Here is a 19,783-nt window from a genome sequence, read left to right as displayed (position 1 = left end):
CTATGGTGCGGATCCAGGAGGAAAAGCGGTGGCGCATCGGTTGGCCAGCATTGCTATCCCCCCGGAGCGGCGGGTCCCTACACGCGCCGAGGCGGCGATCTTCGCGGCGAAGGCTTGGCTATTGCGACGACGGCGTGCGCTGATCGACCTTCTGCCGAACGCCCCTCCCCGGCTTCGTCGAGGCACCTCGCTGATCGACGCCCCGATCATAGCCTCAATCCGCTCGCCCTTGCGCACCACCGACGGCGGCGAGCTTGATCGCCTGCTCAACGCGGGGAAGGTGCACAATCTGCGTACCGCGATCCGCCAGATCGACGGTGTCGAAGTTCCCGCTCAAACGGTCTTCAGCTTCTGGCGGCAGGTCGGCAAACCGGTACGCCGTCGTGGCTTCGTCGCCGGACGAGAGTTGCGCGAAGGGTGCATGATCGCCGCCATCGGCGGTGGGCTGTGCCAGCTCTCGAACGCCCTGTACGAGGCCGCACTGGACGCTGGGGTCATGGTGGTAGAGCGGCACCCTCATACCCGCGCCGTGCCCGGTTCCCGCGCGGAAGCGGGGCGGGACGCGACGGTATTCTGGAATTATATCGACTTGCGTCTGCGCGCGCGAACACGCTTTCGCATTGAGGCGCGCATGACCGCCGACATGCTGGAGATTGCTTTCAGGGGTACGCCCGCCTCGCCGAGCGAGGCCGAACCGCCCGCCATCGCTTACGCAAGACCACATGACTGCCTGAGCTGCGGCCAGCTGACCTGCCATCGCCACACGCCCGACCGGCCGGCATCCTTCCTCCCCACCGCCTGGCTCGTCGACCGGGCGACATCAGAGTTCAGCCACTATGCTCAAAAAGAAGCGAAAGCTCACGACCTATTGCTTCGGCCGAGCCGACGCTTCGCGAAGAGCGCGCGGGGTTGGCCCGCATTTGGCGAGGAGCGCGGCGCGGCGATAGCAACGCTTCGGCGCGCGCTGGATCTTCGCTTGGCCCCTGTCCGCCGGCCGCGCGCGGCGATCCTATTGGCGGCGGACGCACGGCTCGCCGCCGCCTATGCCCATACGCTGTCGCATCGTTACGAGCATCTCGTTGTCGCTCAGAACCTGTTGCCGCATCTGTGGCAGAAGGGCGTCCTGCAGGGTCGGACCTTCGACGTGCTGCTGGACCGTTGGCCCATCGAATGGCTGCACAAAATGTTGAATGAGGCGCGAGCGCATTATCCGGAAAGCTCAACGCTCGGTGACTTCCGAGCTCCGGACGCGATCGCCCGAGCGGAAAGCGAGGCCTTGGCAGCGGCCAACCGTCTGATCACGCCGCATCGATCCATCGCCGCGCATTTTCCCAATGGCCGCGTGCTTCTTGTGGATTGGCGGCCGGGAGCGCCCTACCCTGCTCGGCAGGCCGGGCCGACCATCCTGCTGGCGGGTGCTCCCGTTGCCCGTAAGGGAATTTATGCCCTGAGAGACGCGATAAGCGGCCTCGATATGACATTGCTGTTGCCCGCGGGTGCCGAGGAGGCGCCCGATTTCTGGGTGGGTGTCGCTAATGTTCGGCGCATGGCCATCGGCGAGCAGCCCCAGGAACTGGCCGGTGTGGTGCTACCAGCGCTCATAGAGCATCATCCTGCCCTTCTCTTGCGCGCCTTGGCTGCGAACATCCCCGCAATTGCGACGCCGGCCTGCGGGTTGCCGGCACATCCGCTGCTCACGACCGTCCCGACCTATGATGCCGCCGCCCTGCGCATCGCCTTGGAAGCGCTCATCAATAACCCGGCCGAGACGTCGGGCCGATCCGTCATAATTGCTGCCAACGCCTAAGCAGGTTCGCCGGGCTGAGCCGATCAGGAAAGAAATTCGCGTACGTAATCGGAAGCAGGACTGCTTCTAATGACGTCCGGCGCGTCGAACTGCTCGATCTGCCCCTGCCCGAGGATCGCGACCTTATCCGCCAGTGCAAAGGCCTCTTCATAATCATGCGTGACGAAGATGGAGGTCAAACCGACGCGATCATGGATCTCCCGTAAAGCCTCGCGCAGCTCTCGGCGGACCTTTGCATCCAAGGCTCCGAAGGGCTCATCCAACAGCAATATGCTGGGTTCGCGCGCGAGCGCACGGGCAAGCGCGACCCGCTGGCGCTGGCCGCCGGACAATTGCGCCGGATAACGATCGCCGTAGCCAGGCAATTGAACCAGCTCCAGCAGTTCATCCACCCGCGCCTTGATCACCGATTTTTGGGGGCGCTGCGCACGCTTCATCACTTCCAGGCCGAAAGCGATATTGCGAGCCACCGTCATGTGCCGGAACAGCGCATAATTCTGAAAGACGAAGCCGATCCCGCGATCCTGCGGTGCGACGTCGGTAACGTCGTTGCCGCCGAACAGGATGTGCCCGCTCTCTGCACTCTCCAACCCAGCGATGATCCGCAGCAGCGTGGTCTTACCCGATCCGGAGGGGCCCAGCAGCGCGACGAAAGCGCCATCCTCGATGTCGAGCGAAACGCGCTTCAACGCCGGATAATTGCCGAAGCCCTTGACGATATTGCTGACGGTAATGGTCATTTAATGTCCCGAGGCGGCAAGCTGATCGCTGTGGCGCCATTCGAGGAAGGTTTTCACCGCCAACGTCACGAGCGCCAGGCCCGCGAGTAGCGATGCGACAGCGAAAGCCGCAGCGAAATTATATTCGTTGTAGAGAACTTCGACTTGCAGCGGCATCGTGTTGGTCTCGCCCCGGATGTGGCCGGAGATGACCGATACCGCGCCGAATTCCCCCATCGCCCGCGCATTGGTCAGCAATACGCCGTAGAGCAGGCCCCACCTGATATTCGGCAACGTCACCCACAGGAAGATACGCCAGCCGGATGCGCCGAGCGTCAGCGCCGCCTCTTCCTCCTCGCGGCCCTGCGCCTGCATCATCGGGATAAGTTCCCGCGCCACAAACGGCAGCGTGACGATCAGCGTCGCAAGCACGATCCCAGGTTTAGCGAACGCAATTTGAATATCGTGCGCCAACAGCCAGGGACCGAACCAGCCCTGCGCGCCGAAAAGAAGCAGATACATGAGGCCGGCAACGACTGGCGAAATGGAGAAAGGCACGTCGATCAAGCTGATCAGCAGATCCTTGCCGCGAAAATCATGCTTCGTGATCGCCCATGCGGCCGCCACGCCGCCAACCATGTTGACGGGCACCGATATTGCCGCGACCGTCAGCGTAAGCTTGATCGCGGACAACGCGTCGGGATCTGTGATCGCGGTCTTGAACGCACTCAAGCCATGGCGGAACGCTTCGCTGAAAACGGACGCCAGCGGAAGCAGCAGGATCAGGGCGATATATGCGAACGCAGCCAGGATTAGCAGCGTGCGCGTGACGACACCTTCGGTGGTCGCTTTCAACTTCGCGCTCACGCCGAACGCCTCCGCAATTCGCGCCCTTGATAGGCGTTGATCGCCAGCAGCAGCACCAGGCTTGCCAGCAGCAGCACCGTGGCAATTGCCGTGGCACCGGCATAATCATATTCTTCCAGCTTCGTGACGATCAGCAGCGGCGCGATCTCGGATTTGAACGGCATGTTGCCGGCAATGAAGATCACCGAACCATATTCCCCGACGCCGCGCGCGAAAGCGAGGCTGAAACCGGTGATCAGCGCTGGCAGGATCTCGGGCAGGATGACACGCCGAAAGATCGTCCAGCGGCCGGCGCCCAGCGTCGCCGCAGCTTCCTCAATCCCCTTGCCCAGATCCGCCAGCACCGGCTCGATCGTCCGCACCACGAATGGCAAGCCGATGAACGTCAGGGCGATCACGACGCCGACCGGATTATAGGCAAGGGTCAACCCGAACAGAGAGGCCGGCTTACCCACCCAGCCGTTGTTGGCATAGACCGCCGTAAGCGCGATACCGGCGACCGCCGTGGGAAGCGCGAAGGGCAGATCGACAAGCGCGCTGAGCAGCCGCCGTCCGGGGAACCGGTAGCGGACGAGAACCCACGCCACCAGCAAGCCGAAGATGGCGTTTACGGCGGCAGCCGCGAGGGCCGCGCCGAAACTGAGCTGGTAGGACGCAAGCGCGCGGCGCGAGAAAGCCGCTTCCACAAAATGCTCCGGCCCGAGCGCGATCGACTTCGTGAAGAGCGCCACCAGCGGCAGCAGAAGCAGGATCGTCAGCCAGGCAAAAGTGATGCCGAGCGTCAAGGAAAGTCCGGGGAGCGGGGATTTCGTCCGCGTTCGCCGCCCTTTCGGCGGCAGTGGCAATGATGCTGTCGCCATCGTCATCCTAGAAATCAAACTGCAACCTGGTGGCGTAGGCGTCACCCTTGGCGGTCGTACCGAAGGTTGCCACAGGGGCAACCACCAATGGTGAATTTGAGCCTTTGAACCGAATATAATTGAAGACGAACCGTGTATTGGGGTTGAGATACCAGTTGACGCCGCCCGTCCATGATGTCGCAAGATGCGATAAGGGAGAGACGTTCCGATCAGTCAGATCCATTCGATCGTACCGCGCGGCCAGCTCCAAAGCCCCCCAGCCACCATTTTCCAGATTGAAATCATTGAACGGCTTTACGCGTTCCTCGATACCGCCCCTGAATACACGGCTCTCCCCGGTAAGGAAGAGGGTCGCAAAACCGTAGAAGCCATCGAAATTGGCCGACGCGACGTCATAACGATCGACGTTCAGGTGGCCATATTCGCCCTGGATGGACAGCGGCCCGTACACGATCGCGCCTTCGGTTCCCCAATACGTGGCATCGCGGACGCCGCGCGTGCGATCGCCGGCGTCACCGCTGGTGATCGGACCCAGCGTAACGGCTTCAATCAGCCCGCCGTCGACGCGTGTTCCGGGCCGGTCCCCCAGAAGGATGCTTTTCCCCGCGAGGTGACTGACATGATAGGCGGCCGCGCCGACATGCACCACCCGCCTCTTTTCCAGGATCGGCTCCAGCGTAACACGCCCGTTCACGCTATAAGCCTCGTCCGGTGTCGATGGATTGCGCTGCACACCTTCCGGCGCGCCGAACAGGCCTAAGGTCGCCGTCAGCTTTTCCGTGATATAAGCGGCGCTGACGCCGACCCGGCGTTCCGCGCCCACCGCGCTGAACGCATTGATGATCATACCGCGTTCGAGAAAGCTGCCATTTGTGTCGCTGCTGTTCGCTTCCAGGCTGAAGGGCGCCTTATGCTGGCCGACCGTCAGCAAGACGTTCTTGATCCCTGCATATTGAACATAGGCGTCCAGCAGATTGACGTTGTTCCTGACGAATTCCGCTTCGATCCGGTAGCGCCACACCTTCCAGGCGGTTCCCTCAAAGCCGAAGCGGCCACGGCGCACGTCCGTACCATTATTATAATCATAGCCCCCGGCGCGGGAGCGATAGCCCGCATATTCAAGCTGGATTGTGCCGCGCGGGTGGAAACTGAACGTGTCGGTCGGATCGCCGAAGGTCGGCGCCACGCCCGGCTGAACGCCTTTCGCCGCGCCAACCTCGACCTTCTGGACCCGCGTCTGCGTTGCAAGCGCCTCGGCTTCCAATTGGCGGTTGCGCGCTTCCAGCGCCTTCACCCTTGCTTCCAGTTCGTTGAGCCGATCGAGCACAGCATCGCCCGTATGCGCCGCGGGCGCGGGCGGCACCGTTTGCTTTCCGGGCAGCACGGCGGCGGCACCAGAAGCCTGTGCCTGAGGTTCGATCACGCCCCCCGCGACACCGGGCGTGGCGCCGGTGAGCGCAGCCGCATGGACCAACAAGAGGCGGCGGATCATGAACGTGGCTCCTCCCGCTCCTCCAAGGCGCGCGACTTTAGCGCTTGGCGTCCGCAAACACCTGATCGAACATGCCGCCGTCGCTGAAATGCGCTGCCTGCACCCGCTTCCATCCGCCGAAATTCTTATCGATGGTGAACAAGGGCAGGCTCTTGAAGCGCGCCTTATACTGCGCGGCGAAAGCAGGGTCGCGCGGACGGTAGAAGTTCTTGGCGATCAACTGCTGGGCGGGTGCCGTGTAGAGGAACTTCAAATACGCTTCGGCCACGGCGCGGGTGCCCTTGCGGTCGACGACCTTGTCGACCACTGTCACCGGCGGCTCCGCCAATACGGAAACGGACGGGTAGACGATCTCCAGCTTGCCTTTGCCGAGTTGGTTGGCAGCCAGATAGGCCTCATTCTCCCATGCCAGCAGGACATCCCCCTGCCCGCGCTGGACGAAGGTTGTCGTGGCGCCACGAGCGCCGCTATCGAGGACGGGCACGTTGCGGAAAAGCTTGGTCATATAGTCCCGTGCACCGGCGACGGAACCGGTCTTGCTCTGGGCATAGCCCCACGCCGCCAGATAATTCCACCGAGCGCCCCCGGATGTCTTCGGATTGGGGGTGATGACTTTCACACCCGGCTTGATCAGATCGCTCCAATCCCGGATCTGCTTGGGATTGCCCTTGCGGACGAGGAAAACGATCGTCGAGTAATAAGGCGTTGAATTTTCGGGCAGCCGGGCTTGCCAATTGGCCGGCAACGCCTTTGCCTTGTCGGCGATTGCGTCGATGTCTGCCGCAAGTGCGAGCGTCACAACATCCGCCGCGAGCCCGTCGATCACGGCCCGCGCCTGCGCACCGGAGCCGCCGTGGCTCTGCTTGATGGTGACGACCTGTCCCGTCTTGGCTTTCCACTGGGCCGTGAATGCGGCATCCACGTCGCGATACAGTTCGCGCGTCGGATCATAGCTGACGTTCAGCAATTCCACAGGCGCCGCGGCCGTGGCCGCGATCGGCGCGAAGGCGCTTATCGCCATTGCTGCCGCGACGATCAAAGCCCGACGGTGCATAGAAACTCCCTCATGTTCGAGAGAACGCTATTATACTAATTCCTACCCGACAATTGGGGTTACGGCTGGCGCGGCCTAGCTTTTCTTGATCCCGCAAAACCGTCAGGCTGCAGACAACGCCTCAGCCGCCAATTCGACCCGTGCCGCATCCGCGAGCGACGTATTTTCCAGGATAGCGACGGCGCTATCCCGCACTTGCGCCAGTACGCGCCGGATCGCGCAGGTCGCCTCATCATGGCAGTCGCCGCAACGCGCGTAGAAATTCTCGCTCGCGCACGGCACCAGCGCAATCGGGCCATCGATCGCCCGAATGACCTCGACGAAGCTGATCTCCGACGCGGGCCGCGCGAGCACATAGCCACCGCCAGGGCCACGCCGGCTGGTCACCAGCCCAGCCTTCTTCAAATCGACCATGATGAATTCGAGATATTTGCGCGGAATCTGCTGCGTCTCCGCCATCTCTCCCACCTGGATCGTCCGGGACGCGCCATGTTCGACGAGGTGGAGGAGCGCACGCAGCGCGTAACGGGCTTTTTGCGAAAGCATGGAAAGGAGATAGCGACGGCAGCGGCCAAACGCCACTGTGATAGGACGAATGGATTGCGCTGGCTTGTGGGGACAGGCCGTGCCGCTATGGCCCGCCCCTCACGGTTTGAGCCGCCCCCTAGCGCGGCAGCGCCAGAGTGCCGTCCATGGCGAATGTGCCCATGCTGCCGGCCGCACCTGTGCCCGGCTGACCGCCGCCGACCCACAGATTGTAGGTGGTCGGCACGATCCGCATCACACCCTTGGCATCGGCGAACGCCATATCGCGGGGGGCGAGGCGGAAAGTGACCGTCTTGGTCTGGCCAGGATTGAGGCGCACGCGCTGATACCCCTTCAGCGAGCGTAACGGCGCATCCTTGATGCCGGGGGTCGACAGATACAGCTGGGCAACCTCCTCACCCGCGACCTTGCCGGTGTTCCGCACCCGCACGCTGACTGTCTGCTCCTTGCCCGCAACGACGCGGCCAGCCGCGATCGTGGGCGTCGAATAGGCGAAGGTCGTGTAGCTGAGGCCGTGACCGAACGCATATTCAGGCTGACCGTCGAAATAGCGATACGTCCGGTTCTTCATTGAATAGTCAACGAAGGGCGGCAGATCCCCGGTCGATTTGTAGAAGGTCACCGGCAGGCGGCCGCTGGGATTAACGGATCCACGCAGAACCTCGCCGATCGCCTGGCCCCCCTGCTCGCCCGGATACCACGCCTGCAGAATGGCGCGCGCCTTGGCATCATCGGCGCCCAACGCGATCGCCGAACCGCTCTGCATCACGACGATGAGCGGCTTGCCCGTTGCGGCCACCGCGTCGAGCAAGGCGAGCTGCGCCTGCGGCAATGCGATGCTGGTCCGATCGCCACCATCGAAGCCCGGCACCTTGAGCGGCATTTCCTCACCCTCTAGCCAGGCGTTCAGCCCGACGAAGGCCACCACCACATCGGCGTCTTGCGCATTACGGACCGCCTCGTCGCGAAGCGCTGTCAGCGGCGCCTTCCAGGATAGGGTGATGTCGCCGGCGCCGCCCGACGCGTGGGTAAATTCAAGGGTGAAGTCACGCGGCATAGTATCGGTGAAATGCACCATCAGCGGCTGCGGCGCCTGCTCGCGACCGCCGCATTTGGAATTAACCTTCAGGTCGGGCGAACCGGCGACACGGATCGTGTAGCTGCCCGTGCCCGCGCCGCGCTCACAATTGCCGCGCGTTTCGAGCTGCAGCGCATAATCACCGGGCGCAGGAACGGCGATCTTGCCAGTCCAGCGCACCGAAAACGCCTTCTGGCTGACGCCCGGCGCAGGATCAACCAAGGCCCAATTGAAGTCGATCTGCTTGTCTGTCCGACGTGCAACCACGGGACCGGTAAAGTCAGCGCCGTTGTAGAAGCTGGCCTGCAAGCCGCCCGGGAAGGCGGTGCGCGGAACCGGCACGGCCAGCTGTTCCGTGAACGGCGCGCCCTGCGCATAGCTGACGTTGGATTTCCCGAATGCTGCCTCGACCCCGTCGAGCGGCAGGATCGGTTCAGTCGGCGTACCGTTATAATTGCCTTCCAGGCCAATGAGCGAGGTCGCGGTTGGCCCGACGACCGCGATTTTGGTACCGCGCGCCAGCGGCAGCATCTGCTCATTCTTGAGCAGAACGATCGATTCCCGCGCGGCGCGAAGCGAGACCGCCTTGTGCGCGCTGCTATGATTCTGATCGATCCCGATCCGCGAGAAGGGCACCATGTCGACCGGATCGAACATGCCGAGCCGCATGCGTGCGGTGAACAGGCGCTTCACGGCCGTGTCCATGTCCGCTTCCTTCAGATAGCCCTGCCGGACCGCCTTGGGCAGATCCAGCATTTCATCCTTGAAGTCGCAGCCAGTATCCGTTCCCATCCGCACCGACAGCGCAGCCCCCTCCGGGTTGGTCTTCGTATTATGATGGCCAGTGGTGATGTCGTCGATCGCGCCGCAATCCGACGTGATGAAACCCTGAAATCCCCAATCGCGGCGCAAGATATCGCCGAGCAGCGTCCCGTTCGCGCACGCCGCCTTTCCGTCGACCGCATTATAGGCGCACATCAGTGAATAGGCTTGGCCTTCCACGATCGCCCTTCGGAACTGCGGCAAATAGGTTTCGGTAAGATCGCGCGGGCTTGGATCGACGTTGAAACCATGGCGCAGCGGCTCTGGGCCCGAATGGACGGCGAAATGTTTGGGGGTAGCGATCGCCTCGAAATATTTGGGATTGTCGCCCTGGACACCTTTGATGAATTCGGTGCCAAGCGTGCCGCTCAGATAAGGATCTTCGCCCAGCGTTTCCTGGCCGCGCCCCCAGCGCGGGTCGCGAAAGATGTTGATGTTCGGCGACCAGAAAGTCAGCCCGAAATAGCGTTCGTAGTTTCGTTCCGCCTGCGCCTTGTTATATTTGGCGCGTCCCTCGGTGGCGACCACTCGCCCCTCTTCGCGCATGAGATCGGCGTCCCAGGTCGCGGCCATACCGATCGCTTGCGGAAAAACGGTGGCTTCGCCCGCGCGGGCAACCCCGTGAAGCGCCTCGTTCCAATAATCATAGGCGGGAATACCGAGGCGCGGGATAGCCGGCGCGGTATTCTGCATCTGCGCCGCTTTCTCCTCCAGCGTCATCCGTCCGACCAGATCGGACACACGGGCCGCCAAGGGTGCCGTAGGATCCTTATAGAGTTGCGCGCCCGCCGACTGCGTAATCGCGATAGCGCTACCATAAAGAGCCAAGCGGCCGGCGAGACGTCGATTGATCACGGCTATCCTCTCTGCTGATGCGCCCCATCATAAAGCGAGACGTCTTGCAGCGCTGTTACGTCAGGGAATCCCTGGGGGGAAGGTCAATCAGCGCGGTGGCGCCAATGTCTCCATCGCCAAGTACCGCGCCTGGCCCGGGAACGGCGCTGCGCGCGTCTCGACATCGATGATCTGACGCTGGATGACCTTGTCGTCGATCGAGGCGGCCGCCCAAGCCGGCAGACCGCCGCCATTTGGATTTGCGGTCTTGATGAAATTGGCGAAGTAGCCGGTCATCACGGTCGACAGCCGGCGATCTTCGTCGGTCCAGGCATAGGCTGGGTTCGCATCCAGATTGCCCAAGGCATATTCGATCTCGGCACTGTGCACGGCGCCGAACGGCGCAGCCCCTGTCGCCGTGTAGGCCGTCGGACGCGGGCGGACATGCTGATAATAATAATAGAAGGTCGGCGCGCCCGTTCGACGGTGGGCGTCGAACCAGCGCCAGGTGGCGGCGCCGAGAAATCGATCGCTCGCAAGATCGGTGGCCACACGCACCACATCGGCATCGCGCGTTGCGGGATACAGGGCGAAGACAGCGTCGGCTTTCTCGGCATAGAGGCGCGTCAGGGCGGCGCGATAATTGGCAAGCGTCGGCAAAGCATCGTTCAAGACGCCGCTGGCTGCCGCTTCCTGTGAGTTCGATCCGACCAACAGCGGCACCTTGGCAGCCTTGCCGCTGGCATAAGTGACGGCGGGTTGTTCCGGTAGGAAATAGCCATCGATCACTGGCCCGAACCGCCGCCCGTCCGCACTTTGCGCCGCCAACAAAGTCTCGGCAGGAACGGCGCGAAGAGCCGCCAGAGAGAGGGCGTTTTGCGAAGCGGCGAACGCCGTACCCTCAGCCTCGCCTTCAGCCCGGGTCGGAACCTTGGCAGAGAGCATCAGCGAACCGCTTTCTCCGATTGCGCCGGCGATACTGCCACGGCTCAGAGGCGAGGTGACCAGCCCGCTGACAGACATGGATCCCGCGGATTCCCCACCTATCGTTATACGGCGCGGATTGCCGCCAAAGCGGGCGATATTCTTCCTGACCCAGGCAAGCGCCGCCGCCTGGTCCATCAAACCGTAATTGCCGGATGCATGGTGGCGGGACTCCGCCGTCAATTCCGGGTGGGCAAGAAAGCCAAAGATGCCCAGCCGATAGTTCAGCGTGACGACGACGATACCCTGCGACGCCATGGCTGCACCATCATAGCGCGGCTCCGATGCATCGCCTGCGAGGAACCCACCGCCGTAGATATAGACCAGCACGGGCAACTTCGCGGCGGATCGGGCATGCAGGTCCGCCGGCGTCCAGACATTCAGATATAGACAATCCTCGCTGGCCGCAGGCGAACGAAAGAACATGTCGTCCCATAAGCGCTTCTGCATGCAGCGCGGGCCGAATTGGTCGGCCGAGCGCACGCCGCTCCAGCGTTGCACCGGCTGCGGTTCACGCCAGCGGTTCTGCCCGATCGGTGGACGGGCGAAGGGGATCCCGCGGAATATCTGCACCGATGAACCGGACGCCGCCGCGACACCCTCTACCGTACCGCTTGCTGTCTTTACCAGCGGCCCACCGGAGGCCGCGTGCACCGGCGCAATTGCCAGAACCATGGCCGCAGCCGTCATTCGCGCGAGGCGCATTCCGTCTCCTCTTGTGTGCCGATGTTCGGCATCGTTCGGGGCAGGCAGGATCGCCCCGCCTGCCCTCGTTTCTTACCGTCCGGTTGGGAGCCCATGTTCTTGCAGCATCGGGCCGATATCCGGATCCTTCCCGTAGAAGGCGCGGAACATCGTGCCATAGTCCTGGGTGTGCCCGCGCGACAGGATCAGATCGCGGAAGCGCTGGCCGTTTTCGCGCGTCATGCCGCCGTGGTCCATGAACCAATGATAGGCGGCGTGCTCCAGCATCTGCGTCCATAGATAAGCATAATAGCCTGCGGAATAGCCGTTCGCCCAGATATGCAGGAAATAGCTTGTCCGGTACCGCGGCGGCACATTGGCGGTATCCAGCCCCATGTTATCCAAAGCCTTCTTCTCGAACGCGTCCACATCCTGACGCGGCTCTGACGCGGTCAGGCTATGCCAATCCATGTCGAGCGTGGCTGCCTCAACCGTCTCGCCCAAGGCATAGCCCTGGTTGAACTTTGCCGCCTTCTTGATCTTGTCGACCAATGCCTGCGGCATCGGCGCGCCGGTGCGATAATCCTTTGCGTAGTTCGCGAGCACCTTGGGATCGAGTGCCCAATGTTCATTGAACTGCGACGGGAATTCAACCCAGTCGCGTGCAGTAGCCGTGCCCGAGATCGCCGGATAAGTCTGGCTGGCGAATAGGCCGTGCAGGGCATGACCGAATTCGTGGAACATTGTGGTCGCATCGTCGAAGCTGATCAAGGCCGGCTGACCAGCAGCCGGCTTGGTGAAATTGGCAACGTTGTAAATAACCGGTTTGGTTTTCAACAGATAGGATTGTCCGACGAAGTTCGACATCCACGCGCCGCCGGATTTGTTGTCGCGCTTGAAGTAGTCGAAGTACATCAACCCAAGCTCGGACCCGTCCTTGTCGTAGACGGTGTAGACGGTGACGTCCGGCTGATAGACCGGAATGTCTGTCCGCCGCTTGAAGGTGAGGCCGTACAGCTGGTTGGCCGCGTAGAATACGCCCTTCTCCAGCACCGCATTCAGCTCAAGATAAGGTTTGACCTCATTTTCATCGAGGTCATATTTCGCCTTACGAACGCGCTCGGAATAGCGATCCCAATCCCACGGTTTCAAGGTGAAATTCTCACCCCCGGCTGCGATCGTACGCTGCAATTCCGCCGCCTCATTCTTTTGCTCGGCGGCAAGTGCCGGCACCAGCTGCTTCATGAACGCCTTGGCGGCCTGAGGCGTCTTGGCCATCTGGTCCTGCAGAACATAATCGCCCCAGGTCGGGAAGCCGAGCAGCTGCGCCTTCTGCGCACGCAGATAGGCGATTTCGCGGATCGTCGAGCGGGTATCGTTGGCATCGCCCTTCTCCGCACGCGTCCAGCTCTGCATGAACAAGGCTTCGCGCGTGCTGCGATCCGCGAGGGATTGCAGCGCCGGCTGCTGGGTCGTGTTCTGGAGCGGAAGTACATATTTTCCGTCCAGCTTCCGCTCGCTCGCGTCCTTGGCGGCCGCGGCAATCGCACCGTCATCAAGCCCAGCCAGCTTCGCCTTGTCGTCCACCACCAATGCGCCGGCCTTGGCGGCGGCGAGCAGCTTCTGCTGGAAGGCTGTCTCCAAGGTGGAGAGCTGCGTGTTCAGGGCGCGCAGCTTGCTCTTGTCGGCATCGGACAGTTGCGCGCCGGCCCGAATGAAGTTGGCATGATAGATTTCCAGCAATTGCTGCTGTTCGGGGTTCAGCTTGAGCGTGCCGCGCTGTTCGTAGATCGTCCGCACCCGAGCAAATAGCTTGGGATCCAGATAGATGGCATCGGAATGCTGGGTCAGCTTGGGGGATTCGACCTCCTGCACCTTGTCCAGCGTTGGGTTGGTATTGGCCTGGACGACGCCGAAGAAGGTGCTGGTGACGCGATCGAGCAGCCTGCCCGAGCGCTCGATCGCGACGATCGTGTTGTCGAACGTCGGGGCAGCCGGGTTATTGGCGATGCGCGTGATCTCGGCGGCTTGTTCCGCAATGCCGGCCTCGATCGCGGGCTGATAATCCTGGTCCTTGATGCGATCAAAACGCGGCGCCTGGAACGGCAAGTTGCTCGGCTGCGCGAACGGGTTGGCCGCGGGAAGTGCGGCTGCGGCCATGGAAGCGGCAAGGCACGCCGACGTCGTCGAGAGCGCGAGCCACGTCATCATCTTCATGAGGGAGAAAATCCTTTGGATGGGTTCGGCAGGCGCCGATGCGGCAGCGTGGAACGACCGGCGCGGATAATCAAGCGGGGAGACGGGCAAGTCGCACCTGCCGGCCTCCCCTCGTCGCGTTCACAATTGGAAGACGTCAACGCACCAGCGGGGTCTCACCAAGCGGCACGACAGGCCGGCCAAACGTGGCGTTCGTGACGATGCCGAAGCTGCCATAGAGCGCGAGGCAGCCGCACAGCAGCCCCAGCCATCCGCCAGCGTGGGTCAAGCCTGCATCGCCCTGGATGGCGCCCAGCCCGAGCAACGCGAAGGTCACCCAGAGCGTAAGGAAGATCAGGAAGAGGATCTTGGGCAGCCGGAAGGTGCTGATCCAAAGATAGAGGGTAAGCACACCCCACAATAGCAGTGCCACGCCCACCGTCGGCCCGACTGCCGACAGGTCAATCCAATGATTATGCCCGAACAGGAGCAACAGCGCGAACCACCACCAGAACGCGCCGTAGCTGAGGAACGCCGTCATCCCGAAGGTATTGCCGAGGCGAACCTCGAAGACGCCGGCGAAGATCTGCATGAGGCCGCCGAAGGCGAGCGCCAGGGGGATGACAACAGGCTCCCCACCCGCCGGAAGAATGCCTGCGTTGATCAGGCTCAAGAGAACGGTGGTCAAGCCAAACGCGACCAATCCCAACCCAGCCGGGTTGGCAACCGGCGCAACCGGCGCAGTCGTCACACTGTCTTCAGCCATTTCGTATCCCCTCCTTGCCCTAGCTTGTTGATCGCTGGATGCACCTGGGAGGCTATGGTGACCCCGCGGCGGGGTCAACCTATGTCACTCGACCTCCCGGCCCATCATGAGACGGCCGAGACGTACGAAATTGGGCTTGGCCCCTGCGTTGAGCAGGCTCGCCCGAAATACGCGGCCGAGCAGCACCACTTCTGCCGCCACGAATAGCGCCAGCACCAACCCGCAGCCGACGATTTCCCACGCGGGTACGCTCGTGCCCAATCGCGCGAGCATGATGAACGGAGCATAAAGCGGAATCCAGCTCATGATACGGACTGCCAGGCCGGAGGGATCACGCAGGACCTGCTGCGCAATGATCGCGTAGGGCATGGCGATCACCAGCAGCACCGGTGTGAGATAGGCCTGCGCGTCCCGAAAACTGTCGCTCATCGCGCCGATCGCCAGGAAGATCATCGCCACCATCAAATAGCCAGCGACGAAATAGAAGATCATAGCGATCACGATGCCGGGCGAGCCGAGCGGCGCCAAGGCGGGCCGCAGGAATTCGGAGATAATCCCCTGTGTGGCGAAAGCAGCCCCAACGGCGCAGAGCAGCCAGAACAGCACCATGGTCAATCCGACAGCGACCGTCCCGATCAGCTTGCCGTGCATCAGTTCGTTTGGACTAACGCAGGCCAGCAGCGTTTCGATCAGCTTGTTGGATCGCTCTTCCACCGTACCCTGCAGCATCCAGGATCCGGACAGCATCAAGGACACCAGCAGGACATAGGAAATCAGCAACGGCAGGATCGATCGTACGATCACTTGCTGATGCCCCTCGCCTCTCGGCGGCTGGTTGATCCCGATCGCCGGCACGATCCGCCCAGCGGCGGCTGCGGTTACGGATGCCACGCCATGATCCTCCAGGAAGTGATTTCGCAGGATGCGGGTCAGTTCGGCCTGCACCGCATCCATCAGCCCGGCCGAGGGCGCGCCGTCGGACCAGATCTGGACGCCCCGACCTTCAGCAAGGAAGTCGGCCGGAATATAGACGGCATAGTCCAGTTCCTGCGATCGACGGCGTTGTTCGGACGGGTTGATCAAGCCGGGCAGAGCGCGCGTCAGGGCGGCAGCATCCCGGCCTCGTATGTCCGGCGGCGGGAGGACAAAGCGATAGTCGGGCTGGGGCGGCGCGAAATCGGGCGTCCCCGGCGGTGCCACGCGCGCCATCGCCTGCGATGCATGTGCGGCGCCGCCCTGCGCGAGAAAGGCCGCGACCTCGCCGTCGGAGAAATAATGCTCCGGCAGCGCCCAAGATGCCGACGGCTCCGCCCGCGCCAGACCGTATCTCGCCGCATAGCGAGCGAGCGCACTGAGGACGCGGCGTTGCTGCTCAAGCTCGATCCGGTGCTGGATGGCCGGCGCAACCCTGCCCGTTGCATCGATCAGCATCACGCTTTCAGTGTTCGGCTTCTCCATGAAATGAGAAGCGATGGGGCCGAGCGCCAGTGCCAAGGGGATGATCAGTAGGGTAATCCAAAAACTGCGCGCAGCGGCGATCTGCCGGAACTCGCGCGCGGCGACGATCACGATGCGGCCGTTCACGGCCGCCCGTCCCCACCGCCGACAACATGGAGAAAGACGTCGTGGAGGCTCGGCCGGCTCTGCTCAAAGTGCCGCAAAGCAAACCCGCGTTCGGTACACACCTGCAGCAGGTCGGCCGGGTCCGCGCGGGGTGCAAGGCGAACATCCCACCGTGTCCAGTCTCCCTCCTGCTCAACCACCTCTGCCGCGATGACGTACGGAAGTGTGAGCGGCGTCGCGCGCGACACCAGCGAAAGTCGAACGGGCAGCAGGGCACGCGCCTGATCCTGCGTGCCTTCGAACAATTTGCGTCCTTCCGTCAGGAGCAACAGGCGATGGCAAAGCCGTTCCGCGTGCTGCATGACATGGGTCGAGAAGACGACTGTCGATCCTTGCTGCGACAGACATTGGATCTCCGCCTCCAGTAGCCCCTGATTGACGGGGTCCAGTCCCGAGAAAGGCTCATCGAGGATCAGCAAGGCCGGCTTGTTGACGATCGCTGTGGCCAGCTGGACCTTCTGCGCCATCCCCTTGGATAAGCGGTCGATCCGGCTACTTGCCGCACTGCCGAGGCCGAACCGGTCGAGCAGTCGCAATCCTTCTTGTCGGGCATCGGCGCGGCCCATGCCCTTGAGCCGACCGAAATAGGTGATCGTCTCAAGCGCGGTCATGGTGCGATAGAGACCGCGTTCTTCGGGCAAGAAGCCAAGCCGCGGCCCGTTCTCGCGCCCCGGCCGCCGCCCCAGAACCTCAATACGACCGGCAGTGGGGCGGATGATATCGAGGATCATGCGCAAAGACGTCGTCTTGCCCGCGCCATTACCGCCAAGGAAGCCGAACACTTCTCCGTTTGCGACAGCGAAACTGAGATGATCGACAGCCCGCTTGCCGCCGAAATCCTTCGTGACGCCGTCAAGGAGAAGCGCCGTCATTCCACGTCCCGCAACCCGTTTGACCGGAGCAACCGGATAGGCCGATCACCCTGCACGCGCAATCCGGCGGCCTTCAGCTTGATCGCAACGCTTTGCTGGGCCGTCGCGATCAAGCTTTTTGCCTCAGAACCGTTGCGACATTTTGATGCCGAATTGCTGCGGCTTGACCGGATAGGATCGCGCATATTGGCCGCAATAGGTCGGCACGCAGAAGGTATTGCGGCTGAGTATCCCGCGTTTGTCGAACGCATTGGTTATGAACGCCTCGAACGACAGGCTGCTGAAGCGGATTCCGGCCGAGAAGTCGAACGTGGTAAAGCCTCGGGTGTCGCCGACTGCATCGTCATCGGCGAGGCCGAGGAAGTTGCGCACGCCCGATTGGTGCAGGATCGTCCCTTGCAGGAAGCTTGGGTGACCGGCGATATCGAGCTGATATCGCGCGGTCGCCGTGCCCTTGAATTTGGGCTGGACTGGCAGCCGCGTGCCCTTGGGTGCCGTAAGAGTGCCGAGCGTACAATCCGGATTGCCATCCGTGCCGATGGAGCAAAAATCGGAGCCCAGCTTGGCATCGGTATAGGCCGCAGATCCCGACAGGGTGAGCGCACCGATATACGCCGAGGCATCGGTCTCAATGCCATAGATGTTGGCCTTGCCGACATTGTAAATGTTGGCCACGCCCACCGCACCCACGGGGGCGAGCGCATATTGAACGTTATTCCATCGCTCGTAGAACAAGGCCGTATTCCAGCGCAGCTTGCGATCGAACCAATTGGTTTTCCAACCAATCTCATAATTGTCGAGCGTATCGGCCTTATAGGGATCGATGCCGGGCCGGCGGTTATTGCCGCCAGGCCGGAAGCCCGTCGAGTAGGTCGCGTAGACCATCTTGGTCGGCGTGATGTTCCAGTCGAGGCTGACCTTATGCGTTTCGCCGCTTTGTTTGTAACTCTTATCGACATTGACGCAGCCGGCCGTAATCGGAACAGTACAGCCGACACTCTCCGCATTGCTGGCAAAACCGGAGAAGCCCATCAACGTGTTGTGGGCCTTGAATCCGCGTATGCCACCGGTCAGCGTCAACGTGTCGGTGAGGTCTAACGAGGCTTGCGCAAAGGCCGCATAGTCGCGATTGACGATATGGGTGCGCGTGACGAAGATGTCGTCACCTATGACAGCGGGGCTGTTCGGTATCGACCCCAGCCCCGGGACAAAATAGTCCGCCACATTCCGATTGGCCTGACGCTGATAGAATAAGCCAGCGGTAACGCGGAATCGCTCGCCCGACGGCGAGCTGATCCGGAGCTCGTGCGTCTGTTTCGTGAGCGCCTGATGATTGTGATACCGCTGGGTCGGATCGAGGAAACCGCCCTTGCCGTCCGGAAAATGCGTGTAGCCGGGAATATTATCGTAATAGACAGTATAGTAGGAATAATCCTGATCGTTATCGATCGATCTTTGCAGATAGCCGCCCGAATAGACCAGATCGAAATTGCCGATCTTGCCTTCGACCGTCAACGCCGCCTGATACCATTTGTCCAGGTTGCGATCGGGTGCGAATTCGTGAACCTCAAGATCGCCCACCCGCGGATCGAACCCGAACGTGCCGTGCGCGAGCTGATGCTGCGCCACGAGCGAGGGCGTGACCGTCCAATTGTCATTCAGGTCGACGGCCAGGGCAATGCGGCCGCCATAGGTATCGACATCGTTGAAGTTTTTCTTGACGAATTCCGAATTGTTCACGGTCTTGTCGTTGCTCGGATCGTCGTCGGACAATGTGTAGGTCCGCTGCCCGGGCGTATTGTCGATATATCCGCCATCATGCTGATAATAGCCGACGATCCGGACCGCCGCACTTTCGCTCAAAGGAATGTTGACGAAGCCTTCGGCCGATCCGCCCGCATTGCCTTTGCCGAACTTGTTACCTTCCAAATCATACCCGGCGGCAAACTTCGAGGGATCCGGCTTGTTGGTGATGATCCGCAAGGTGCCGGCGAGCGAACTAGCGCCGAACAAGGTTCCTTGCGGGCCCGCCAAGGCCTCGACCCGGGCAACGTCGTAGACGTGGACGTCGAGCAAGGCACCCGTAGTCGTGATCGGAATCTCATCAAGATAGACGCCGGTCGCAGACAGCGCGCCACCCGGAAGATCGATGCCGCCGGTCGCGACGCCGCGAAAGGTAAGCTGTTGCTGCGAAGGGCCATAGGTCTGATAGGACACGCTGGGCAGCAGCTTCGTATAATCGTCAAAGCTCTGCACCTGGTGCTGCTCCAGCGTCTCGTTCCCGAGCGCCTGCATGCTGATGGGCACCTTCTGGATATTTTCCGCACGCTTGTTGGCGGTCACCACGATTTCGTCAGGAACGTCCGGCGACGCGCCGGTGGCCTGCTGATTGGTCGCAGGCCCGTTGGTCTGGTTGGTGCGGACGGCCGCTGCTGGGGCCGCTTGCTGGCCATCCTGGGCGACGGCGGCACTGGCCGGCACCAGCATGGTCGTGGCCAGCAATATGCGGCCCGCGGAAAAGCGGGATCGGCGCCTGGACAATAGGTCTTGTGCAGTCATGTGACTCCCTTTCGTTCGAA

14 protein-coding genes are annotated in these 19,783 nt (G+C 62.2%); 1 reads left to right on the top strand and 13 read right to left on the bottom strand.

Annotated features, from left to right (window positions below; all coding sequences use genetic code 11):
- Window positions 1-28 precede the first annotated feature (28 nt).
- A complete protein-coding gene (locus ACOJSI_RS15310; protein WP_420139164.1) occupies window positions 29-1,807 on the top strand; it encodes a VanW family protein in 1,779 nt (592 codons plus the stop codon).
- Window positions 1,808-1,830: 23 nt separating this feature from the next.
- Here ACOJSI_RS15310 and ACOJSI_RS15305 read toward each other — a convergent pair whose 3' ends face one another.
- From ACOJSI_RS15305 to ACOJSI_RS15245, 13 genes are all read right to left on the bottom strand, one after another.
- Window positions 1,831-2,547, bottom strand: coding sequence for a sulfate/molybdate ABC transporter ATP-binding protein (locus tag ACOJSI_RS15305; protein WP_420139163.1), 717 nt, complete (start codon window positions 2,545-2,547; stop codon window positions 1,831-1,833).
- Complete coding sequence (gene cysW / locus ACOJSI_RS15300) at window positions 2,548-3,393, bottom strand: sulfate ABC transporter permease subunit CysW (protein WP_420139162.1); 846 nt, start codon at window positions 3,391-3,393, stop codon at window positions 2,548-2,550. It abuts the gene before it with no gap.
- Window positions 3,390-4,178 (bottom strand): sulfate ABC transporter permease subunit CysT, encoded by a 789-nt coding sequence (gene cysT, locus ACOJSI_RS15295; RefSeq protein WP_420139161.1) that lies wholly within the window; start codon window positions 4,176-4,178, stop codon window positions 3,390-3,392. The genes cysW and cysT overlap by 4 nt, the downstream gene beginning before the upstream one ends.
- Window positions 4,179-4,260: 82 nt before the next feature.
- Window positions 4,261-5,745 carry an OprO/OprP family phosphate-selective porin gene (locus ACOJSI_RS15290; RefSeq protein ID WP_420139160.1) on the bottom strand — a complete coding sequence of 495 codons (1,485 nt, stop codon included), beginning with the start codon at window positions 5,743-5,745 and terminating at the stop codon, window positions 4,261-4,263.
- A 37-nt stretch (window positions 5,746-5,782) separates the two neighbouring features.
- Window positions 5,783-6,799, bottom strand: a complete 1,017-nt coding sequence (locus tag ACOJSI_RS15285; protein WP_420139159.1) for a sulfate ABC transporter substrate-binding protein — start codon at window positions 6,797-6,799, stop codon at window positions 5,783-5,785.
- Between the two features lie 102 nt (window positions 6,800-6,901).
- Window positions 6,902-7,345, bottom strand: a complete 444-nt coding sequence (locus tag ACOJSI_RS15280) for an RrF2 family transcriptional regulator (protein ID WP_420139158.1) — start codon at window positions 7,343-7,345, stop codon at window positions 6,902-6,904.
- Window positions 7,346-7,463: 118 nt separating this feature from the next.
- Window positions 7,464-10,100, bottom strand: coding sequence for a glycoside hydrolase family 3 C-terminal domain-containing protein (locus ACOJSI_RS15275; RefSeq protein ID WP_420139157.1), 2,637 nt, complete (start codon window positions 10,098-10,100; stop codon window positions 7,464-7,466).
- Between the two features lie 87 nt (window positions 10,101-10,187).
- Entirely contained in the window at window positions 10,188-11,768 is a 1,581-nt protein-coding gene (locus ACOJSI_RS15270; RefSeq protein ID WP_420139156.1) for a carboxylesterase/lipase family protein, read from the bottom strand.
- Between the two features lie 72 nt (window positions 11,769-11,840).
- The gene (locus ACOJSI_RS15265) at window positions 11,841-13,964 is read right to left on the bottom strand and encodes a M3 family metallopeptidase (RefSeq protein ID WP_420139155.1); all 2,124 of its coding nucleotides are present in this window, start codon (window positions 13,962-13,964) and stop codon (window positions 11,841-11,843) included.
- 136 nt (window positions 13,965-14,100) lie between these two features.
- On the bottom strand, window positions 14,101-14,709 hold the full coding sequence (locus tag ACOJSI_RS15260) for an acetate uptake transporter (protein WP_420139154.1): 609 nt from the start codon (window positions 14,707-14,709) through the stop codon (window positions 14,101-14,103).
- An 84-nt stretch (window positions 14,710-14,793) separates the two neighbouring features.
- Window positions 14,794-16,293 (bottom strand): ABC transporter permease, encoded by a 1,500-nt coding sequence (locus ACOJSI_RS15255; RefSeq protein WP_420139153.1) that lies wholly within the window; start codon window positions 16,291-16,293, stop codon window positions 14,794-14,796.
- Window positions 16,290-17,204: an ABC transporter ATP-binding protein gene (locus ACOJSI_RS15250; RefSeq protein ID WP_420139152.1), complete on the bottom strand. Its 915-nt coding sequence runs from the start codon at window positions 17,202-17,204 to the stop codon at window positions 16,290-16,292. The genes ACOJSI_RS15255 and ACOJSI_RS15250 overlap by 4 nt, the downstream gene beginning before the upstream one ends.
- Before the next feature lie 123 nt (window positions 17,205-17,327).
- Window positions 17,328-19,763 carry a TonB-dependent receptor domain-containing protein gene (locus ACOJSI_RS15245; RefSeq protein ID WP_420139151.1) on the bottom strand — a complete coding sequence of 812 codons (2,436 nt, stop codon included), beginning with the start codon at window positions 19,761-19,763 and terminating at the stop codon, window positions 17,328-17,330.
- Between the last annotated feature and the right edge of the window lie 20 nt (window positions 19,764-19,783).

Source organism: Sphingomonas sp. (assembly GCF_048595155.1).
Classification (GTDB): Bacteria; Pseudomonadota; Alphaproteobacteria; order Sphingomonadales; family Sphingomonadaceae; genus Sphingomonas_I.
Note: the sequence above shows the minus strand (reverse complement) of the source record. Positions and strands in the feature narration are given on the sequence as shown.

Excerpts from the sequence above, each read along its gene's own strand:
- ACOJSI_RS15280 (WP_420139158.1), bottom strand. The coding sequence starts at position 7,345 with ATGCTTTCGCAAAAAGCCCGTTACGCGCTGCGTGCGCTCCTCCACCTC.
- ACOJSI_RS15245 (WP_420139151.1), bottom strand. The coding sequence starts at position 19,763 with ATGACTGCACAAGACCTATTGTCCAGGCGCCGATCCCGCTTTTCCGCG.
- ACOJSI_RS15285 (WP_420139159.1), bottom strand. The coding sequence starts at position 6,799 with ATGCACCGTCGGGCTTTGATCGTCGCGGCAGCAATGGCGATAAGCGCC.
- ACOJSI_RS15270 (WP_420139156.1), bottom strand. The coding sequence starts at position 11,768 with ATGCGCCTCGCGCGAATGACGGCTGCGGCCATGGTTCTGGCAATTGCG.
- ACOJSI_RS15260 (WP_420139154.1), bottom strand. The coding sequence starts at position 14,709 with ATGGCTGAAGACAGTGTGACGACTGCGCCGGTTGCGCCGGTTGCCAAC.
- ACOJSI_RS15305 (WP_420139163.1), bottom strand. The coding sequence starts at position 2,547 with ATGACCATTACCGTCAGCAATATCGTCAAGGGCTTCGGCAATTATCCG.
- ACOJSI_RS15290 (WP_420139160.1), bottom strand. The coding sequence starts at position 5,745 with ATGATCCGCCGCCTCTTGTTGGTCCATGCGGCTGCGCTCACCGGCGCC.
- ACOJSI_RS15265 (WP_420139155.1), bottom strand. The coding sequence starts at position 13,964 with ATGAAGATGATGACGTGGCTCGCGCTCTCGACGACGTCGGCGTGCCTT.
- ACOJSI_RS15250 (WP_420139152.1), bottom strand. The coding sequence starts at position 17,204 with ATGACGGCGCTTCTCCTTGACGGCGTCACGAAGGATTTCGGCGGCAAG.